This window comes from Virgisporangium aliadipatigenens, from assembly GCF_016863615.1.
In the GTDB taxonomy this organism is placed as follows: Bacteria; Actinomycetota; Actinomycetes; order Mycobacteriales; family Micromonosporaceae; genus Virgisporangium; species Virgisporangium aliadipatigenens.
Map to the genome: position 1 here is coordinate 1 of NZ_BOPF01000017.1, position 16,796 is coordinate 16,796.

At 71.2% G+C, this 16,796-nt stretch carries 15 protein-coding genes and 1 tRNA gene; 13 read left to right on the forward strand and 3 right to left on the reverse strand.

Annotated elements, in window-relative coordinates:
* Window positions 1-123 precede the first annotated feature (123 nt).
* Window positions 124-197 (reverse strand) — tRNA-Leu (locus Val02_RS22850).
* Window positions 198-281: 84 nt separating this feature from the next.
* Here Val02_RS22850 and Val02_RS22855 point away from each other — a divergent pair.
* The 7 genes from Val02_RS22855 (at window position 282) to Val02_RS22885 (ending at window position 7,164) form a co-directional block, all read left to right on the forward strand.
* Window positions 282-908 carry an ANTAR domain-containing response regulator gene (locus tag Val02_RS22855; RefSeq protein WP_275415601.1) on the forward strand — a complete coding sequence of 209 codons (627 nt, stop codon included), beginning with the start codon at window positions 282-284 and terminating at the stop codon, window positions 906-908.
* Window positions 909-912: 4 nt separating this feature from the next.
* Complete coding sequence (locus Val02_RS22860) at window positions 913-2,052, forward strand: hypothetical protein (RefSeq protein WP_203901217.1); 1,140 nt, start codon at window positions 913-915, stop codon at window positions 2,050-2,052.
* 198 nt (window positions 2,053-2,250) lie between these two features.
* The gene (locus Val02_RS22865) at window positions 2,251-3,411 is read left to right on the forward strand and encodes a branched-chain amino acid ABC transporter substrate-binding protein (protein ID WP_203901218.1); all 1,161 of its coding nucleotides are present in this window, start codon (window positions 2,251-2,253) and stop codon (window positions 3,409-3,411) included.
* A 98-nt stretch (window positions 3,412-3,509) separates the two neighbouring features.
* The gene (locus Val02_RS22870) at window positions 3,510-4,460 is read left to right on the forward strand and encodes a branched-chain amino acid ABC transporter permease (protein WP_239153264.1); all 951 of its coding nucleotides are present in this window, start codon (window positions 3,510-3,512) and stop codon (window positions 4,458-4,460) included.
* Window positions 4,457-5,623, forward strand: coding sequence for a branched-chain amino acid ABC transporter permease (locus tag Val02_RS22875; protein WP_203901219.1), 1,167 nt, complete (start codon window positions 4,457-4,459; stop codon window positions 5,621-5,623). Before Val02_RS22870 ends, Val02_RS22875 begins: the two co-directional genes overlap by 4 nt.
* A 10-nt stretch (window positions 5,624-5,633) precedes the next feature.
* Window positions 5,634-6,464 carry an ABC transporter ATP-binding protein gene (locus Val02_RS22880; protein WP_203901317.1) on the forward strand — a complete coding sequence of 277 codons (831 nt, stop codon included), beginning with the start codon at window positions 5,634-5,636 and terminating at the stop codon, window positions 6,462-6,464.
* Window positions 6,454-7,164 carry an ABC transporter ATP-binding protein gene (locus Val02_RS22885; protein ID WP_203901220.1) on the forward strand — a complete coding sequence of 237 codons (711 nt, stop codon included), beginning with the start codon at window positions 6,454-6,456 and terminating at the stop codon, window positions 7,162-7,164. The genes Val02_RS22880 and Val02_RS22885 overlap by 11 nt, the downstream gene beginning before the upstream one ends.
* Here the strand turns inward: Val02_RS22885 and Val02_RS22890 are convergent.
* Window positions 7,161-7,961, reverse strand: coding sequence for a helix-turn-helix domain-containing protein (locus tag Val02_RS22890; protein ID WP_203901221.1), 801 nt, complete (start codon window positions 7,959-7,961; stop codon window positions 7,161-7,163). The two genes, Val02_RS22885 and Val02_RS22890, sit on opposite strands and share 4 nt — an antisense overlap.
* A gap of 61 nt (window positions 7,962-8,022) precedes the next feature.
* On the opposite strand from Val02_RS22890, the gene polA reads away from it, so the two are divergent.
* Both polA and Val02_RS22900 read left to right on the forward strand, forming a co-directional pair.
* Window positions 8,023-10,713, forward strand: a complete 2,691-nt coding sequence (gene polA / locus Val02_RS22895; protein WP_203901222.1) for a DNA polymerase I — start codon at window positions 8,023-8,025, stop codon at window positions 10,711-10,713.
* Window positions 10,714-10,793: 80 nt separating this feature from the next.
* Window positions 10,794-11,588, forward strand: coding sequence for a class I SAM-dependent methyltransferase (locus tag Val02_RS22900; protein ID WP_203901223.1), 795 nt, complete (start codon window positions 10,794-10,796; stop codon window positions 11,586-11,588).
* 222 nt (window positions 11,589-11,810) lie between these two features.
* Here Val02_RS22900 and Val02_RS22905 read toward each other — a convergent pair whose 3' ends face one another.
* Window positions 11,811-13,316, reverse strand: a complete 1,506-nt coding sequence (locus tag Val02_RS22905; protein WP_203901224.1) for a transglycosylase domain-containing protein — start codon at window positions 13,314-13,316, stop codon at window positions 11,811-11,813.
* A 74-nt stretch (window positions 13,317-13,390) separates the two neighbouring features.
* On the opposite strand from Val02_RS22905, the gene Val02_RS22910 reads away from it, so the two are divergent.
* The 4 genes from Val02_RS22910 to Val02_RS22925 are packed head-to-tail and all read left to right on the forward strand — an operon-like array spanning window position 13,391 to window position 16,794.
* Window positions 13,391-14,329 carry an ABC transporter ATP-binding protein gene (locus tag Val02_RS22910; protein ID WP_203901225.1) on the forward strand — a complete coding sequence of 313 codons (939 nt, stop codon included), beginning with the start codon at window positions 13,391-13,393 and terminating at the stop codon, window positions 14,327-14,329.
* Window positions 14,322-15,176, forward strand: a complete 855-nt coding sequence (locus Val02_RS22915; RefSeq protein ID WP_203901226.1) for an ABC transporter permease — start codon at window positions 14,322-14,324, stop codon at window positions 15,174-15,176. Before Val02_RS22910 ends, Val02_RS22915 begins: the two co-directional genes overlap by 8 nt.
* Entirely contained in the window at window positions 15,173-16,084 is a 912-nt protein-coding gene (locus Val02_RS22920; protein WP_203901227.1) for an ABC transporter ATP-binding protein, read from the forward strand. Before Val02_RS22915 ends, Val02_RS22920 begins: the two co-directional genes overlap by 4 nt.
* Window positions 16,081-16,794 carry an ABC transporter permease gene (locus Val02_RS22925; protein ID WP_239153265.1) on the forward strand — a complete coding sequence of 238 codons (714 nt, stop codon included), beginning with the start codon at window positions 16,081-16,083 and terminating at the stop codon, window positions 16,792-16,794. Before Val02_RS22920 ends, Val02_RS22925 begins: the two co-directional genes overlap by 4 nt.
* The last annotated feature ends 2 nt before the right edge of the window (window positions 16,795-16,796 follow it).

The following is a 16,796-nucleotide window of genomic DNA, read 5'->3' on the forward strand; positions in this document are numbered from 1 at the left end:
GTGAACTCACACCCGTGCGGCGGCACGGCGGTCGGCGCGGCAGCGGCGGTCGCGCGCCCGACGGACGCGCGACATGAAGCTCTCCATCTGACGACGCGCGTCCGCCGAAAAGACGAAATACGGTGCCCCCGGTGGGATTCGAACCCACACTGTCGGAGGTTTGAGCTCCGTTCCTCTGCCGGTTGGGATACGGGGACCGTTTCGGGGGACAGCTTACCGACTAGTCTGATCGCCACGGAAACGGGATTCACCCCCGTGCGGAGGTCGAAGGGGAGTCGGGCGTGACCGATGAGCGGGAGGTGGCGCGCACCGCGCGCAGGGTTCTGATCGCGGAGGATGAGGCGCTGATCAGGCTCGACCTGCGCGAGATGCTCGTCGAGGAGGGCTACGACGTGGTCGGCGAGGCCGGCGACGGGGAGACCGCCCTGCGCCTGGCCGAGCAGCAGCGCCCCGATCTCGTGATCATGGACATCAAGATGCCGATCATGGATGGCCTGGCCGCGGCGGAGAAGATCGCCGCCGCGCGGCTGGCGCCGGTGGTGATCCTCACCGCGTTCAGCCAGCGCGATCTGGTCGAGCGGGCGCGGGCGGCCGGGGCGATGGCCTACCTGGTCAAGCCGTTCCAGAAGAGCGACCTGGTGCCGGCGATCGAGATGGCGGCGTCGCGGTTCGCCGAGATGGTCGCGCTGGAGGCCGAGGTCGCCTCGCTCTCCGACCGGCTGGAGACCCGCAAGCTGGTCGAACGCGCCAAGGGTGCGCTCATGGAGACCTACTCGATGACGGAGCCGCAGGCGTTCCGCTGGATCCAGCGGACCGCGATGGACCATCGGATGACCATGCGCGACGTCGCCGAGCGGATCATCGCGGAGACGGCGGGCACGGGCGACACGTCCGACGCGACCGGCTGAGCCCGTGCGCCGGCCGGCCGCGTTCGTCCTCGTCGGCGCGGTGCTGCTCGCCGCGGCGTGTTCGGCCGACGAGCCGGTACCGGAGCGCACGGTCCGCGTCGGTTGGGAGGCCGCGACGTTGCCGGTCCCGGCGGGTGATCCCGGCCGTGCGGCTCCGCGCGACGCCGTCCTCTGCGGGGGAACGTGGTACGTCGCCGGCGCCGTGATCGCCCCCGACGGCGCCCCGCGGCCGGCCGTGTGGCGCAGCGCCGACGCGGCGGCCTGGGCGGAGGTCCCGCTCGCGCCGCTGACCTACTACGGCCGGCAGAACATCCTGTACACGATCGGCTGCCGGGACGGCCGGGTCGCGGCGGTCGGCGCCAAGAGCGGCGGCGTGCACGGCAACCCGCGCATCGCCACGTGGTACCAGCGCGACGACGGCTCGCTGGTGGAGGTGCAGGCGCAGTTCACGCTCTACGGCGGCGAGAACGCCGTGGGCGTGTCGCGCCTCGCCGGCGGTCCGGCGGGGTGGCTGATCAGCGGCAACCGGGTCGGCGGGGCCGCCGCGTGGATCTCGGCGGACGCGACGGAGTTCACCCTCGTGGAGTTCGGCCAGCGGCTCGGCGTCCCGAACACGTCGGCGACGGACGGCATCCCCGGCGGCGCCGGCTGGTTCGTCGTCGGCGGCGTGCTGGCGCGCACCGGGATCGGCCGCGACGCGGCGGCCTGGACGTCGGCCGACGGCCGGGAGTGGACGGCGGTGCCGTTCCCGGCGGAGGAGGGCGACGACGCTCTACTGAGAGTTGTGCAGGTCAACGGTGGGTTGCTCGCGGTCGGCGTGCGCGGCGACTCCTTCGGCGTCTGGCGGGAGCGCGGCGGCACCTGGAGCGCGACCGACCGCTTCGGCGCCACCAGGGGGAACATCGCCGCGGGCGTCGGCGGCGTCGCGGCCCTCGGCGACACCCTCCTGGTCGCCACCGAGGCCGAGGCCGGCCGGGGCCTCTGGGCAGGCGACGGCACCGGTTGGCACCACGCGACGATCCCGCGGAACGTCCCCGCCGGCGGCGACGCCGCATTGACGGTGGTGGGTGCCGGCGGCATCACCCTCCTGGTGCTGGACGACGGCAGGTCGGGGGGCGTCTGGCGGGCCTCCGGGGTCAAATGACTGGTCAACCCCCCACCGTCGGGCCGGCCGGTTGTCGCCACGCCTAGTTACGGTTCGGTCAACGCGAGGGCCGGGGTCTTACGGTTATCCCTCTCTGTGAGATAGCTTCCCGCGCAGACCGGTAACCGGTGCCGTTCGTGCGCCGCAGCCCCCCGGGCGCAGGGTGTTTCGAACAACGTGGATGAGAAGGGGTTCGCCGTGAGGCAATCATTGGTGCGCGTGTTCGGTGGGGTGGCTGCAGCCGTCCTCATCGCCGGCAGTGCCGCCGCTTGCAAAGCAGACAGTGAAGACGGGGGCTCGGCGGCCTGTGGCCTGAAGATCGGCGTCTTCGGCGCGCTGAGCGGTGACAACGCAGGTCTCTTCGTCCCCGCGAAGAACGGTGTCGACCTGGCGATCAGCCAGTACAACGAGAAGAACAAGGACTGCACGGTCGAGCTGACCACGTTCGACTCGCAGGGCAGCCCGGACAAGGCCGGCGGTCTGGCCACCAGCGCCTCGCAGGACACCAAGATCGTGGCCATGATCGGCCCCGGCTTCTCCGGTGAGTCCGAGGTCGCCAACGCCATCTTCGACCAGGCCAAGCTCCCGGCGATCACGCCGTCGGCGACCCGCCCGAGCCTGTCGACCAAGGGCTGGAAGATCTTCCACCGCGGTGTCGGTAACGACCTCTCGCAGGGTCCGGCCGCGGCGCGCTACATCAAGAACGTCATGAAGGCCGAGAAGGTCTACGTGATCAACGACCAGACCGCCTACGGCGCGGGTCTGACCGACGAGGCCAAGAAGGTCTTCGGCGCCGGCATGATCGCGGGCGAGGACAAGACCTCGGAGAAGCAGACCGACTTCGCGGGCACCGTGACCAAGGTCAAGACCAGCGGCGCGCAGGTCATCTTCTACGGCGGCTACACCGCCGAGGCGAGCCTCTTCCTCAAGCAGCTGCGGGCCCAGGGCTGGACCGGCACGCTGGTCGGCGGCGACGGCATCAACGACACCAACATGCTGTCGGTGACCGGCCAGAAGGACGTCGAGGGCACCATCGCGACCTGCCCGTGCGCCCCGGCGACCAACGCCAAGGGCACCTTCGTCGCGGACTACAAGAAGAAGTTCTCGGTCGACCCGGCGGTGTACGCCGACGTGGCCTACGACCTGGCGAACATCTTCCTCGAGGGCATCAAGGACGGTAAGAGCACCCGCGAGGACCTCAACACCTTCCTCGGCTCGTACAACAAGGCCGGCTCGGCCTCGGGTGTGACCTACAAGTGGGAAGCCTCCGGCGAGCTCGACCCGGCGCAGGTCGTGGTCTGGGCCTACGAGGCCAAGGGCGGCGCCTGGGTGCCGAAGCAGGAGATCCCGAAGAGCTGACCTGATCCACAGGTCCATCACCAACAGTTGATATACGCCCGTGCGGCCGGGACTACCGTCCCGGCCGCATTGGTTGGTGCGATGATTCGGGAGCTCCCGTGAATATTGGTGAACTGCTCCGGAGTTTTCCGGAGCTGACGGTCACCGGCGTGACGCAGGGCGCCATCTATGCCCTCGTCGCGCTCGGCTACACGCTCGTATACGGCGTTCTACGCCTGATCAACTTCGCCCACTCCGAGGTCTTCATGGTCGGCACCTTCGCCGCCCTGTTCACCTGGGGACTCTTCGGGCTGGACAGCAACACCGAGCGGCCGTCGATCGGGGTCGCGCTGCTGGCGATCCTCGCGGCGATCGTCGTGGCGGCCGTGACCTCGGCAGCGGTCGCACTGTTGATCGAGGTGACCGCTTACCGGCCGTTGCGACATCGTAACGCACCGCCGCTCGCCTTCCTCATTACCGCGATCGGTGCCTCGTTCGTGCTGATGGAGGTCGCGGGCAGCCTGACGGTGCGGCGCCCCTTCGGTGTGCCGGCCCTTCTCCCGTCGAAGCCGCTCTTCGACATCGGCGGCTGGGCGGTCACCCCGACCCAGGTGACGACCGTCGTGGTGGCGATCGCGATGCTCGTGGGGCTCGACTACTTCGTGCAGAAGACCCGGGCCGGTCGCGGTATCCGCGCGGTGGCCCAGGACCCCAACACCGCCGCCCTGATGGGCGTCAACAAGAGCCGGGTCATCGCGCTCGTGTTCATCCTCGGCGGCCTCATGGCCGGTGTCGCCGCGGTGTTCAACGACATCAAGACCGGCTCGACCAAGTTCAACGTCGGCTTCCTGCTGGGCCTTAAGGCGTTCTCGGCCGCGGTGCTCGGCGGCATCGGCAACCTGCGCGGCGCCGCGCTCGGCGGCCTCCTGCTCGGCCTGATCGAGAACTACGCCTCGGCGCTGTTCGGCTCCAACTGGCGCGACTTCGTCGCGTTCGTCGCGCTGATCGCGCTGCTGATGTTCCGGCCGACCGGTCTGCTCGGCGAGTCGCTGGGGAGGGCCCGCGCATGAGCGCTCTACGTGAACGGCTGCGGATCAGCAACCTGCCCAAGCCCGCGCGGTACTCGCTCGGCGCACTGGGTCTGGTGTTCCTGTTCCTGCTGCCCAACAAGTGGTTCTACGAGTACCTGGGCATCCCGCTCGGATTCGCCTACATCCCGCTGTACACCACCAAGAACGACATGGCCTCGGTGCTGTTCATCTGCACCTGGATCATCCTGCTGTCCCTCGGGCTCAACGTGGTGGTCGGCTACGCGGGCCTGCTCGACCTCGGCTTCTTCGGCTTCTTCGCCGTCGGCGCGTACGTGGTGGCGCTGCTGACCTCGCCGGAGAGCAAGCTGCTCACCGAGTACAACTGGCTGGAGAGCCCGTGGCCGTGGCTGGTCGCGGTACCCATCGGCATCGCGCTGTCACTGTTGGCGGGCGTGCTGCTCGGTTGGCCCACGCTCCGGCTGCGCGGTGACTACCTGGCGATCGTGACGCTCGGCTTCGCCGAGATGATCCGGATCGTCGCCAAGCAGCAGGACTGGATCCTCAACGGCGACCGCGGCATCCCCGAGGTGGGGCACCCGCCGGGCTCGGTCGGCGGCGAGCCGCTCTTCAGTTTCGACGCGAAGCCGTACTACTGGCTGGCGCTGTGCGTCATCATCCTCGCGGTGTTCCTCATCCGGAACCTGGTCCGCAGCCGGGTCGGCCGGGCCTGGGTGGCGATCCGGGAGGACGAGGACGCGGCGGAGCTGATGGGCGTGCCGACGTTCCGGTTCAAGCTGTGGGCGTTCGCGATCGGGGCGGCGGTCGGCGGCCTCTCGGGCACGCTGTGGGCCGGTCAGGCCAACTTCGTCAACTCGACGACGTTCTCCCTGGAGAACTCGATCCTGGTGCTCTCGGCGGTTCTGCTCGGCGGGGCGGGCAACATCGCCGGCGCCATCCTGGGCGGGTTCCTGGTGATCTACATCCCGGAGTGGCTGCGCAGCGTCGGTGACGTCTTCGGCCTTCCGGAGACGGTCACGGTCGGCGGTAGCACCTACGACATCAGCCCGACGTCCCTGCGGTTCGCTATCTTCGGAATCGTGTTGATCGTCGTGATGATCTTCCGGCCGCAGGGTCTCTGGCCCAACCGGAGGCGGGCGGCGGAGATCCAGCACCGCAAGAAGGAGGTGGCAGTCGGTGAGTGAGCAGCCGTCACTGGACAAGCCGTCGGACGCACCGGAGCCGACGCCGTCCGCCGCGCCTGCGGGGGATCGCAAGCCGCTGCTGGAGGTCGACAACGTCACGCTGCGCTTCGGTGGCGTCGTGGCGCTCAACCAGGTCAACTTCACCCTCTACGAGGGCGAGATCCTGGGGCTGATCGGCCCGAACGGCGCCGGCAAGACCACCTGCTTCAACGCGATGACCGGGGTCTACACGCCGACCGAGGGGGCCATCCGGTTCCAGGGAGGCAAGATCTCGGGCCAGCAGCGGTTCAAGATCACCAAGATGGGGATCGCCCGGACGTTCCAGAACATCCGGCTCTTCCCCGAGATGACCGCGCTGGAGAACATCCAGGTCGGCGCCGACGCGCACCACCGGACCAGCGTGCCCGGCGCGCTGCTGCGGCTGCCCCGGCACCGCCGGGAGGAGAAGGACGGGCTGAAACTGGCCCACGACCTCCTCGAACTGGTCGGCATCGGCGGCACCGAGCACGAGGCGGCGCGCAACCTGCCCTACGGTTCGCAGCGGCGTCTGGAGATCGCGCGGGCGCTGGCCACCCGGCCGAAGCTGCTCTGCCTGGACGAGCCGGCCGCCGGCTTCAACCCGGCCGAGAAGCAGGATCTGATGCAGCTGATCAAGAAGATCCGCGACACCGGCGTGACGGTGCTGCTGATCGAGCACGACATGCGGCTGGTCATGGGGGTGACCGACCGGATCGTGGTGCTGGAGTTCGGCCGCAAGATCGCCGAGGGGTCGCCGGCCGAGGTGGCCGCGGACCCGAAGGTGCACGCGGCGTATCTGGGGGTGCCGGCAGATGCTGCTTGAGATCGACAACATCACGCTGTTGTACGGGCGCATCCAGGCCCTGCACGGCGTGAGCCTGAACGTCGGCCAGGGCGAGGTCGTCGCGCTCATCGGCGCCAACGGTGCCGGTAAGACGACCATCATGCGGGCCATCTCCGGGATCCGTCCGGTGGCCTCCGGCAAGATCACCTTCAACGGCGAGGACATCACGAAGGTCCGCGCCGACCTGCGGGTGATCCGCGGGATCTCCCAGTCGCCCGAGGGCCGGGGCGTCTTCCCCGGCATGACGGTGCAGGAGAACCTGGACATGGGCGCCTACACCCGGCGCGACACCAAGGAGATCGCGGCGGACCTGGAGCGCGTCTACGGGCTCTTCCCGCGCCTCAAGGAACGCCGCAAGCAGGCCGGCGGCACCATGTCCGGCGGCGAGCAGCAGATGCTCGCGGTCGGCCGGGCGCTGATGAGCCGGCCGAAGCTGCTCCTGCTCGACGAGCCCTCGATGGGTCTCGCGCCGCTGCTGATCCAGCAGATCTTCGAGATCATCACGGAGATCTCCAAGCAGGGCACCACGATCCTCGTGGTCGAGCAGAACGCCCAGCAGGCGCTGTCCCGCGCCGACCGGGCCTACGTCATGGAGACCGGCCGGATCGTCAAGGAGGGCAACGGACCCGCCCTGCTCGACGACCCGGCGGTCCGCGAGGCGTATCTGGGCGCAGCCTAAGGCGCGCCATTGCCCCGTCCGCCCGTTTGCGCGTAACGGGCGGGCGGGGCACCCACCGCGGCGGTGAAGTCGCGGATCAGGTGGGCCTGGTCGCTGTAGCCCAGTTGGGCGGCGAGGTCGGCCCAGCCCGCAACCCCGCCGCCGGCGATCCGGCCGGCCGCCTCCAGCAGCCGGTACTGGCGGATCACCCACTTCGGCCCGGCGCCCACGTACTCGTGGAACAGCCGCTGGAGCGTGCGGGTGCCCACGCCGGCGACGCTCGCCAGGGTCGCGACCCGCGTGATGGCCGGGTCGGCGGCGACCTTCGCCACGATCTCCCCGACCTCCTCGACCATCGGGTCGGCGGCCGGCAGCGCGTCGATCAGCATCCGCTCGACCGTGGGCGCGGGACCCGACCCGTCGACCTCCCGCGCGACCTTCGCCTCGATCTCGGCGGGGTCGACCCCGAAGATCACGTCGAGGCCGACCGTGCGGTTCGTGAGGGACGAGACCGGCCCGTCGAGGAACGGGCGGAACGCCCCGGCGCGGAAGCGCACGCCCCACACGAAGCCCTCGCCACGCAGCGGGTGGGTGGTGGTCCCGGTGTGCACCCCCCAGACCCACGAGGTGTCCCGCTGGATCGCCAGGTGAACGTGCGGCGTGGTCAGCACCCGTTGGGTGTACGGCGCGTCGAGGTCCCAGCGCACCACCCAGTGGTACGCCACGAACGGCGCCAGTTCCGGACCGGGCGCGTGGCGCGTCACGTTGATCTTCCCGGGCCACACGGCGGGGTGCAGGATCGGCCGGTCGTCGCCCATCGGGCCATTGTGATGGTGTCCGGGAGCCGAAGTGTCTTACCCCACGACTAGAGTCGCCGACGTGGTTGAGACCAAGCCGAGGCTGCTGCTGCTGGACGGACATTCGCTGGCTTACCGGGCGTTCCACGCCTTGCCGCCGGAAAACTTCTCGACGTCCACCGGGCAGACGACCAACGCCGTCTTCGGGTTCACGTCGATGCTGATCAACGTGCTGCGCGACGAGAAGCCGACCCACATCGCGGTGGCGTTCGACGTGTCGCGGCAGTCGTTCCGCACCGAGCAGTACGCCGACTACAAGGCCAACCGGTCGAAGTCGCCGAGCGAGTTCACCGGGCAGATCCCGCTGGTCAAGGAGATCCTCGACGCCCTGCGGATCCCCTACGTGGAGGCCGCCGGCTACGAGGCCGACGACGTGATCGCCACGCTCACCGCCCAGGCCCGCGAGGCCGGGATGGAGGTGCTGATCTGCACCGGCGACCGCGACTCGTTCCAGCTCGTGCGCGAGGGCGTCACGGTGCTCTACTTCGTGCGCGGCGTCTCGGAGATGGCCCGCCGGGACCGGGCCGCCGTGCAGGAGAAGTTCGGCGTGCCGCCGGAGCGTTACCGGGACTACGCGGCGCTGATCGGCGACCCGAGCGACAACCTCCCGGGCGTGCCGGGCGTCGGGCCCAAGACGGCCGCGAAGTGGATCACCGAGTTCGGCAGCCTGGACGAGCTGGTCGAGAAGTGCGACCAGATCAAGGGCAAGGCCGGCGAAAACCTCCGCGCCAAGCTCGCCGACGTGCTGCGCAACTACGAGCTCAACCGGCTGGTCGACGACGTGTCGCTGCCGATCCGGCCGGACGCGTTCGGCTGGCAGGGGTGGGACCGCGAGCGGGTGCACACCGTCTTCGACGCGCTTGAGTTCACCGTGCTGCGCAACCGGCTCTACGAGTACCTGGAGGCGCCGGAGCCGGAGGCCGAGGGCGGATTCGACCTGTCCGGGGAGGTGTTGGGCGCCGGCGCGGTCGCCGGCTGGCTCGACTTCCACGCCCCGGCCGGGGTGCCGGTGGGCCTGGCGCTGACCGGCCGGTTCGGGCGGGGCACCGGCGAGCTGACCGGGTTCGCCGTGGCGACCGCCGAGGGGGCGGCCGCGTGGTTCGACCCGGTGGCGCTGGACCCCGCCGACGAGGCGGCCGTCGGGGCCTGGCTCGGCGACCCCGAGCGCCCTAAGGTGATCCACGACAGCAAGCCGGCGCGGCTGGCGTTCACGGCGCGTGGGTGGGAGCTGGCGGGCGTGTCGGTCGACACGGCGCTGTCGGCGTATCTGGCCCGGCCCGACCAGCGCACCTACAACCTCACCGACCTCGCGCTGCGCTACCTGCACCGCGAGCTGAAGGTCGACAACCCGGTCGACGACGGGCAGCTGACGTTCGACGGGCTCGGGGACAACACCGAGGCCGAGCAAAACCTGATGGTCCAGGCGCGCGCCACGCTCGACCTCGCCGACGCGATCGCCGCCGAGCTGGCCCGCGAGGACGACAGCACGCCGCAGCTGCTGGAGACGGTCGAGCTGCCGCTGGTCGAGGTGCTCGCGGCGATGGAGCGCACCGGGATCGCGGCCGACACCGAGTACCTCTCCGAGCTGGAGGCGCACTTCGCGGCCGAGGTCAAGGCGGCGGCGCAGGCGGCCTACGGGGTGATCGGGCGGGAGTTCAACCTCGGGTCGCCGAAGCAGCTGCAGGAGATCCTCTTCGGCGAGCTGGACCTGCCGAAGACGAAGAAGATCAAGACCGGCTACACGACCGACGCCGACTCCCTGCAGGACCTGTTCGTCAAGACGCAGCACCCGGTGCTCGAACACCTGCTGCGCCACCGCGACGTCGCCAAGCTCAAGTCCACAGTGGACGGTCTGCTCAAGTCGGTCAGCGACGACGGCCGGATCCACACGACGTTCTTCCAGACGGTCGCCGCGACGGGGCGCCTGTCCAGCACCGACCCCAACCTGCAGAACGTGCCCATCCGCACCGAGGAGGGGCGGCGCATCCGGCGGGCGTTCATCGTGGGGCCGGGCTACGAGTCGCTGCTGACCGCCGACTACAGCCAGATCGAGATGCGCATCATGGCGCACCTGTCCCAGGACGAGCTGCTGATCGACGCGTTCAACTCCGGCTTCGACTTCCACTCCGCGACGGCCTCCTCGGTCTTCTCCGTCGCGCCGGAGGAGGTCACCGCCGACCAGCGCCGCAAGATCAAGGCGATGAACTACGGCCTGGCGTACGGGCTCTCCGAGTTCGGGCTGTCGCAGCAGTTGGGCATCCCGACGGCCGAGGCGCGCCAGCTCAAGGAGGAGTACTTCGAACGCTTCGGCGGCGTGCGCGACTACCTCCGTTCGGTCGTGGGGCAGGCCAGCCGGGACGGCTACACCGCCACGGTGCTCGGCCGCCGCCGGTACCTGCCCGACCTGACCAGCGACAACCGCCAGCGCCGCGAGATGGCCGAACGCATGGCCCTCAACGCGCCGATCCAGGGCTCCGCGGCCGACATCATCAAGGTCGCGATGCTCGGCATCGACACCGCGCTCGCCGGGTCGGACCTCAAGTCGCGCATGCTCCTGCAGGTCCACGACGAGCTGGTCTTCGAGGTGGCGCCGGGCGAGCGGGAGGCGTTGGAGGAGCTGGTGCGCACCCAGATGGGTGGCGCGTACGCGCTCGCGGTGCCGCTGTCGGTGTCGGTGGGCGTCGGTCGGGACTGGCACGCCGCGGATCACTGACGCCCACGCCGGGCCGACGGCGTCGCCCCGGCGTGGGAATTCCGTCGCGGCCCCGCGCCGGTCGGCGCGATCATCGGCGGATGTTGGCCGACGAGGTGCTCGCGTACTACCGGCAGCTGGGCGAGACCGACCGGCTGCGGGTCAGGGCGAGCGGGCGGCTGGAGTTCCTGCGCACGTGGGACCTCCTCGGCCGCCTGCTGCCCGCGCCGCCGGCCCGCGTGCTCGACGTCGGCGGCGCCACCGGCATCTACGCCGGGCCGCTCGCCGCGGCGGGCTACCGGCCGCACGTCGTGGACCCGGTGCCCGAGCACGTCGACGCCGCGGCCGCGCTGCCCGGCGTGACGGCCGCGCTCGGCGACGCGCGCGCCCTGCCCGAGCCGGACGGCAGCGCCGACGCCGTGCTGCTCCTCGGGCCGCTGTACCACCTGCTCGAACGCGCCGACCGCGGCACCGCCTGGCGGGAGGCCGCCCGGGTGGTCCGCCCCGGCGGGGTGGTGCTCGCGGCGACGATCAGCCGGTTCGCGTCGGCGTTCGACGGGTTCGCCCGCGACTTCTACGCCGAACCGGGCTACGCGGCCGTGGTCGACGGCGCGCTGCGCACCGGGGCGCACCGGCCGGTGGCCAACGCCTGGTTCACCACCGCGTACTTCCACCATCCGGACGAGCCGCCCGCCGAGGCGGCCGAGGCGGGGCTGGAGCCGGCGGGGCGGTACGCGATCGAGGGGCCGGGGTGGCACCTGCCGCGCCTGGAGGCCATTCTCGACGACCCGCGGCGGCGCGGGCAGCTGATGGACTTCCTGCGCCGCGTGGAGAGCGAGCCGTCCCTCCTCGGCGCGACCTCACACCTGCTCACCGCCGCGCGCCGTCGCAGCTAGGAGCTTTATTTCCCGGGCCGTCGGGGGCCTGACCGTTGCCTCCCGGGCGGCACCTCTGGACCCTTCGGGTCTACGCTGCCACGTCCGCGGGTAGCTGTCCGCGTCGCCGGCCGCCCGTGGCTCGCGCCTGCTTTCCCTCCCGCGCGTCCGGAAAACCGCCGTGGTGCCGCACGGGTGTGAGCGCACGGCTGTAGTTCTCACACGGGTGTGAGTTCGTGGCGGTTATTGGGGGCGGCCGGTCAGGGCTGCGGTCATGAAGGTGTGCCACAGCGCTTCGGGGGCGGCCGTGGTCAGGTGCGGGGCCTCGGTGTCGTGGCCGAGCCAGACCGCTGCGGCCAGGTCCGGGGTGTAGCCGGCCTGCCAGGCGTCCCGCCGCGGGTGGGGCGCGTCGGACGTCGTGGTCGCGGGGCGGCCGTCGGGGAGTTCCTCGCGCGTGAGGCGGGTCGTCGCGGCGGTGGCGACCGCCCGGTCCAGGAGCCGACGGGCGGCCGGCTCCGCACGGTACAGCGGCGCGCCGCCGGCCGTGTCGACCGCGTCGACGAGGTGGCGTTCGGCGTGGGTGCCGCCGGCGGCGAACGTCGCGTAGACCGACGCCAGGTCGGCCGCGCTCACCGGACAGGCACCGGCGGCAGGTGGGGCCACGCCGAGTTCGCCGGCGAGGGAGCCGCTGCCGGGCGCCCCGTCGGCGAACACCACCGGCGCGCACGTCGCACCGGCCGGCCGCACCGCCGTGGCGTCGTCGGCGAAGCCGCTGCCGCGGTCCCCGCCGTAGTAGGCGCGCACGGCGCCGGTCGACGGTTCGACGGCGACGAGAGCGGCGCGCAGGTGTGCGGGCGCCTCGGCGAGGGCCTGCTCGACCGAGCGCACCGCGGCCCGGTGGACCCGTTCGTCGAGCGTGGTCACCACCCGCAGACCGCCGGTGCGCAGCCGCTGCGGGCTGACGCCGCGCCGGGCGAGTTCGCGTTCGACGCGGTCGACGACGGCACCCGAGGAGCCGCCGAGGCGTCCGGCCCGATCGGGTTCGGTGCGGACCTGCGGATAGGCGGGGGTGCCGTCGGCCCACCCGAGCGTGGCCATCGCCGCGATGATCCAGCTCCAGCGGGCCCGGGCGGCGGCCGGCGCCACGGCCGGGTCGAACCCGGTCGGATCCTTCACGACGGCGGCCAGCACGGCGCCCTCGGCGGGGCCGAGCCGGTCGACGGGCCGGCCGAAGTAGGCCCGGGCGGCGGCCGCGATGCCGTGCGCGCCGCGCCCGAAGTACACGGTGTTCAGGTAGCGGGTGAGGATCTCGTCCTTGGTGTGCGCGCGTTCGAGCCGCACGGCGAGAACGGCCGCGCCGGCGCCGCGTTCGCCGCTCAGGTACGCGTTGCGGGCGTACTGCTGGGTGATCGTCGAGGCGCCGTTCCGTTCGCCGCCGGTCAGCGCCGCCCAGGCCGTGCGGGCGAAGCCCCGTCCGGAGACTCCGCGGTGCGCGTAGAAGTCCCGGTCCTCGGCCGCGAGGAAGGCGTGCCGCACCGGTGTCGGGATCTCCTCGAGCGGCACATCTGTCCGATCCACGACGCCCACGCGGGCGAACGCCGTGACGCCGTCCGCGTAGTAGAGCGTCGACGCCCGAGGTGACGGCGGGTCGGCCGGCTGGTGCCCGTTCCAGGGAAAAAGCGAGGAGACGGCGGCGAACGTCCCGACGCAGAGCACCGCGACGAACGGAAGGCGCGTGTGGGGGAGCACCAATCGTCAACGAGTGACGCATTAGGGAGTTCCCCCGGATCCGGCGAGGGTGCCGGCAGCCGTACGGTCGCGGCGTGACTCTCATCGAGACGACGGCTTTGACCAAACGATACCCGGCCGGCGTCGTCGCTCTCTCCGACCTCACCCTCGCCGTCCAACCGGGCATCGTGGCGCTGGTCGGGGCGAACGGCGCCGGCAAGTCGACCTTCATCAAGATCATCCTGGGCCTGCTGCCGGCGACCAGCGGCACGGTGCGGGTCCTCGGCCTGGACCCGGCGGCCGAGCCGGACCGGGTCCGCTCCCGCGTCGGCTACATGCCGGAGCACGACTGCCTGCCGCCCGAGCAGTCCGCGGCCGAACTCGTCACCCACCTCGCCCGGATCAGCGGCCTGCCCCGCACCGCCGCCCGCGAACGCGCCTCCGAGACGCTGCGCCACGTCGGCCTCTACGAGGAGCGCTACCGGCAGATCGGCGGCTACTCCACGGGCATGAAGCAGCGGGTGAAGCTGGCCCAGGCGATGGTGCACGACCCGGACCTGCTCCTGCTGGACGAGCCGACGAACGGCCTCGACCCGGCCGGCCGCGACGCCATGCTGGACCTGATCCACCGCATCGGCACCGAGTTCGGCATCTCGATCGTGGTCTGCTCGCACCTGCTCGGCGAGATCGAACGCATCTGCACCTCGCTGATCGCGATCGACGGCGGCAAGCTCCTGCGGGCCGACACGGTCGCCGCGATGACCACCGACCGCGACGTGCTCCTGGTCGAGGTCGACGAGGGGGCGGACACGCTCGTCGCCGCGCTCGCCGAACGCGGGGTCGCCGCCCGGCGCGACGGGCACACGGTGCTCGTTCCGGCCGGGGCCGACGAGTCGACGTACGACGTGATCCTCGACGCGGTCGTCGCCGCCGGACTGCCCCTGCACCGCCTGGACCGCCAGCGCCGGCGCCTCTCGGAGCTGTTCACGAACAACCAGGCGCCGGAGATCAAGGGGAGCGTCCTCCATGTCTGAGCAGACGTCGGTCATCCACGACATCGGCTACCAGCGCTACAGCGGGCCGCGCCTGGGCCGCGGGTACGCGGTGCGCAGCCTGTACGAGCACAGCCTGCGCACGGCGTTCGGCGTCGGGCGGGGCATGAAGTCGAAGATCTTCCCCTGGGGCGTCGTCGGCGTGGCGAGCCTGATCACCGTGATCATCGCGGCGGTCAGTTCGACCGCGGGACAGCGGGTCATCTCGTACGTCAACCTGGTCGACCAGATGTCCGTCCTGATCATCATCTTCCTGGCCGTGGCGGCCCCCGAACTGATCTCCCGCGACCTGCGCGCCAAGGTGCTGCCGCTGTACTTCGCCCGGCCGGTCGGCCGGTTCGACTACGTCGGCGCGAAGTTCGCCGCGCTCGTGGCGTCCACCTGGATGGCCGTCGGCCTGCCGTTGGTGATCGTCTTCGCGGCGGTGGCGTTCGACGCGGACACGGTCGGCGACGCCTGGAAGGAGTTCACGCTGCTGCTCGGTGGGCTGGCGTACGTGCTCGTGCTGGTGCTGATCAACGCGGCCGTGGCCATGCTGGTCGCCGCGTGCACCGGGCGGCGGGCGTTCGCCGCGGGCGGCATCGTCGGCGTCTACCTGGTGACGCTGCCCGTCTCGGTCGTCCTGTCGGAGATCGGCACCGGCGCCGCGCAGAACCTCTCCGGCCTGCCCAGCCCGACGATGACCGGGGCCGGGTTGCGCTACTGGGTCACCGGCGACGGCCCCATCGACATCGGCGGCTTCGGCTGGCTGTACCTGCTCGTCTCGCTGGTCCTGGTCGCCGGCAGCATCGCCGTCACGCACGCCCGTTACCGGAGGGTCGACTCATGAGTGTGGACGTGTCGGGGGTCACCCGCTGGTACGGCAACGTCGTCGCCGTCAACGACGTCACGATGACGCTCCCGCCGGGGGTCACGGGGCTCCTCGGCCCGAACGGCGCCGGCAAGACCACCCTCCTGCACATGATCGCCGGGTTCCTGCCGCCGTCGCGGGGCACGATCACCGCGGCCGGCCAGCGCACCTGGCGCAACCCGGACCTGTACAAGGTGCTGGGCCTGGTGACGGAGAAGGAGGCGGTGCACGGGTTCCTGACGGGGGAGCAGTTCGTGGTGGCCAGTGCGCGCCTGCACCGCCTCCCCGAGCCCGAACGCGCCGCCGCCCGCGCCCTCGACCTGGTCGAACTCGCCGACCCGCGCAAGCGGAAGCTGTCGACGTACTCGAAGGGCATGCGCCAGCGGGCCCGGCTCGCCGCCGCACTCGTGCACGACCCGCAGGTGCTGCTGCTCGACGAGCCGTTCAACGGGCTCGACCCGCGCCAGCGGATGCAGATGATGACGCTGCTGCACGACCTGGGCAACCGGGGTCGCACGGTGCTGTTCAGCTCGCACATCCTCGAGGAGGTCGAACAGGTCTCCGGCACCGTGCAGGTGATGGTCGCCGGCCGGCTCGCCGCCTCGGGCGACTACCGCACGATCCGCCGCCTGATGACCAACCGGCCGCACGTGTTCGCCATCGACTCCAGCGACAACCGGCGCCTCGCGGCCGTCCTGATCGGGGACCCGTCGGTGCGCGGGGTGTCGCTCGGCGAGGACGGGCTGGAGGTCAGCGCCTCCGACTTCGGGACGTTCACCCGGGTGCTGCCGGGGATCGTCCGCCGCGAAGGGCTGCGGCTGCGGAGGTTGCGCCCCGCCGACGAGTCCCTCGAAAGCGTCTTCTCCTACCTGGTGGGTGCCAAGTGAACGCCACGATCGCCATGATCACTCTGCGCGGCCTGTTCGGGCGGCGCCGGTTCCTGCTGCTGTTCGTGCTGCCGGTGCTGCTGGTGGCGCTGACGGCGTTCGCCGCGTCGTCGGACGTGCCGGCGATCGAGTGGTCCGGGACGCTGCTGGACGCGCTCGGGCTCGGTGCGGTGGTGCCGCTGATGGCGTTGCTGGTGGGCATCGGTGTGCTCGGCAACGAGATCGACGACGGGACGATCGCCCACATCCTCGCCAAGCCGCTGGCGCGGGGCGAGATCATCCAGGCCAAGTTGCTGGTCGCCGTGGGCGCGTCCGCCCTGGTGGTCGTCCCCGCCATGTTCCTTGTGGGGGAACTGGCGGAGGGGCCCTCGCTCGCCTTCGGACTCGCGGTCGGGTCGCTGCTGGCGGTCATCGTCTACTCGGCGATCTTCGTGGCGATCAGCATCGTGAGCAGCCGGCCGATGATCATCGCGCTGGGCTACGTCGTGCTCTGGGAGGGCTTCCTGGGGAACTTCGTCGGCGGCACCCGGATGCTCTCGGTGCGCCACTACGCGCTCTCCCTGGCGGACTCGGTGTCGGGCAGCGACCTGCTGACCAAGCAGGTGTCCCTGCCGGTCTCCCTGGTGCTGGCCGGGGTGATCACGGTCGGCGCCACGCTGCTGGCGGTGGACCGCCTGCGCTCCTACCAACTGGCGGGCGAGACGGGCTGACC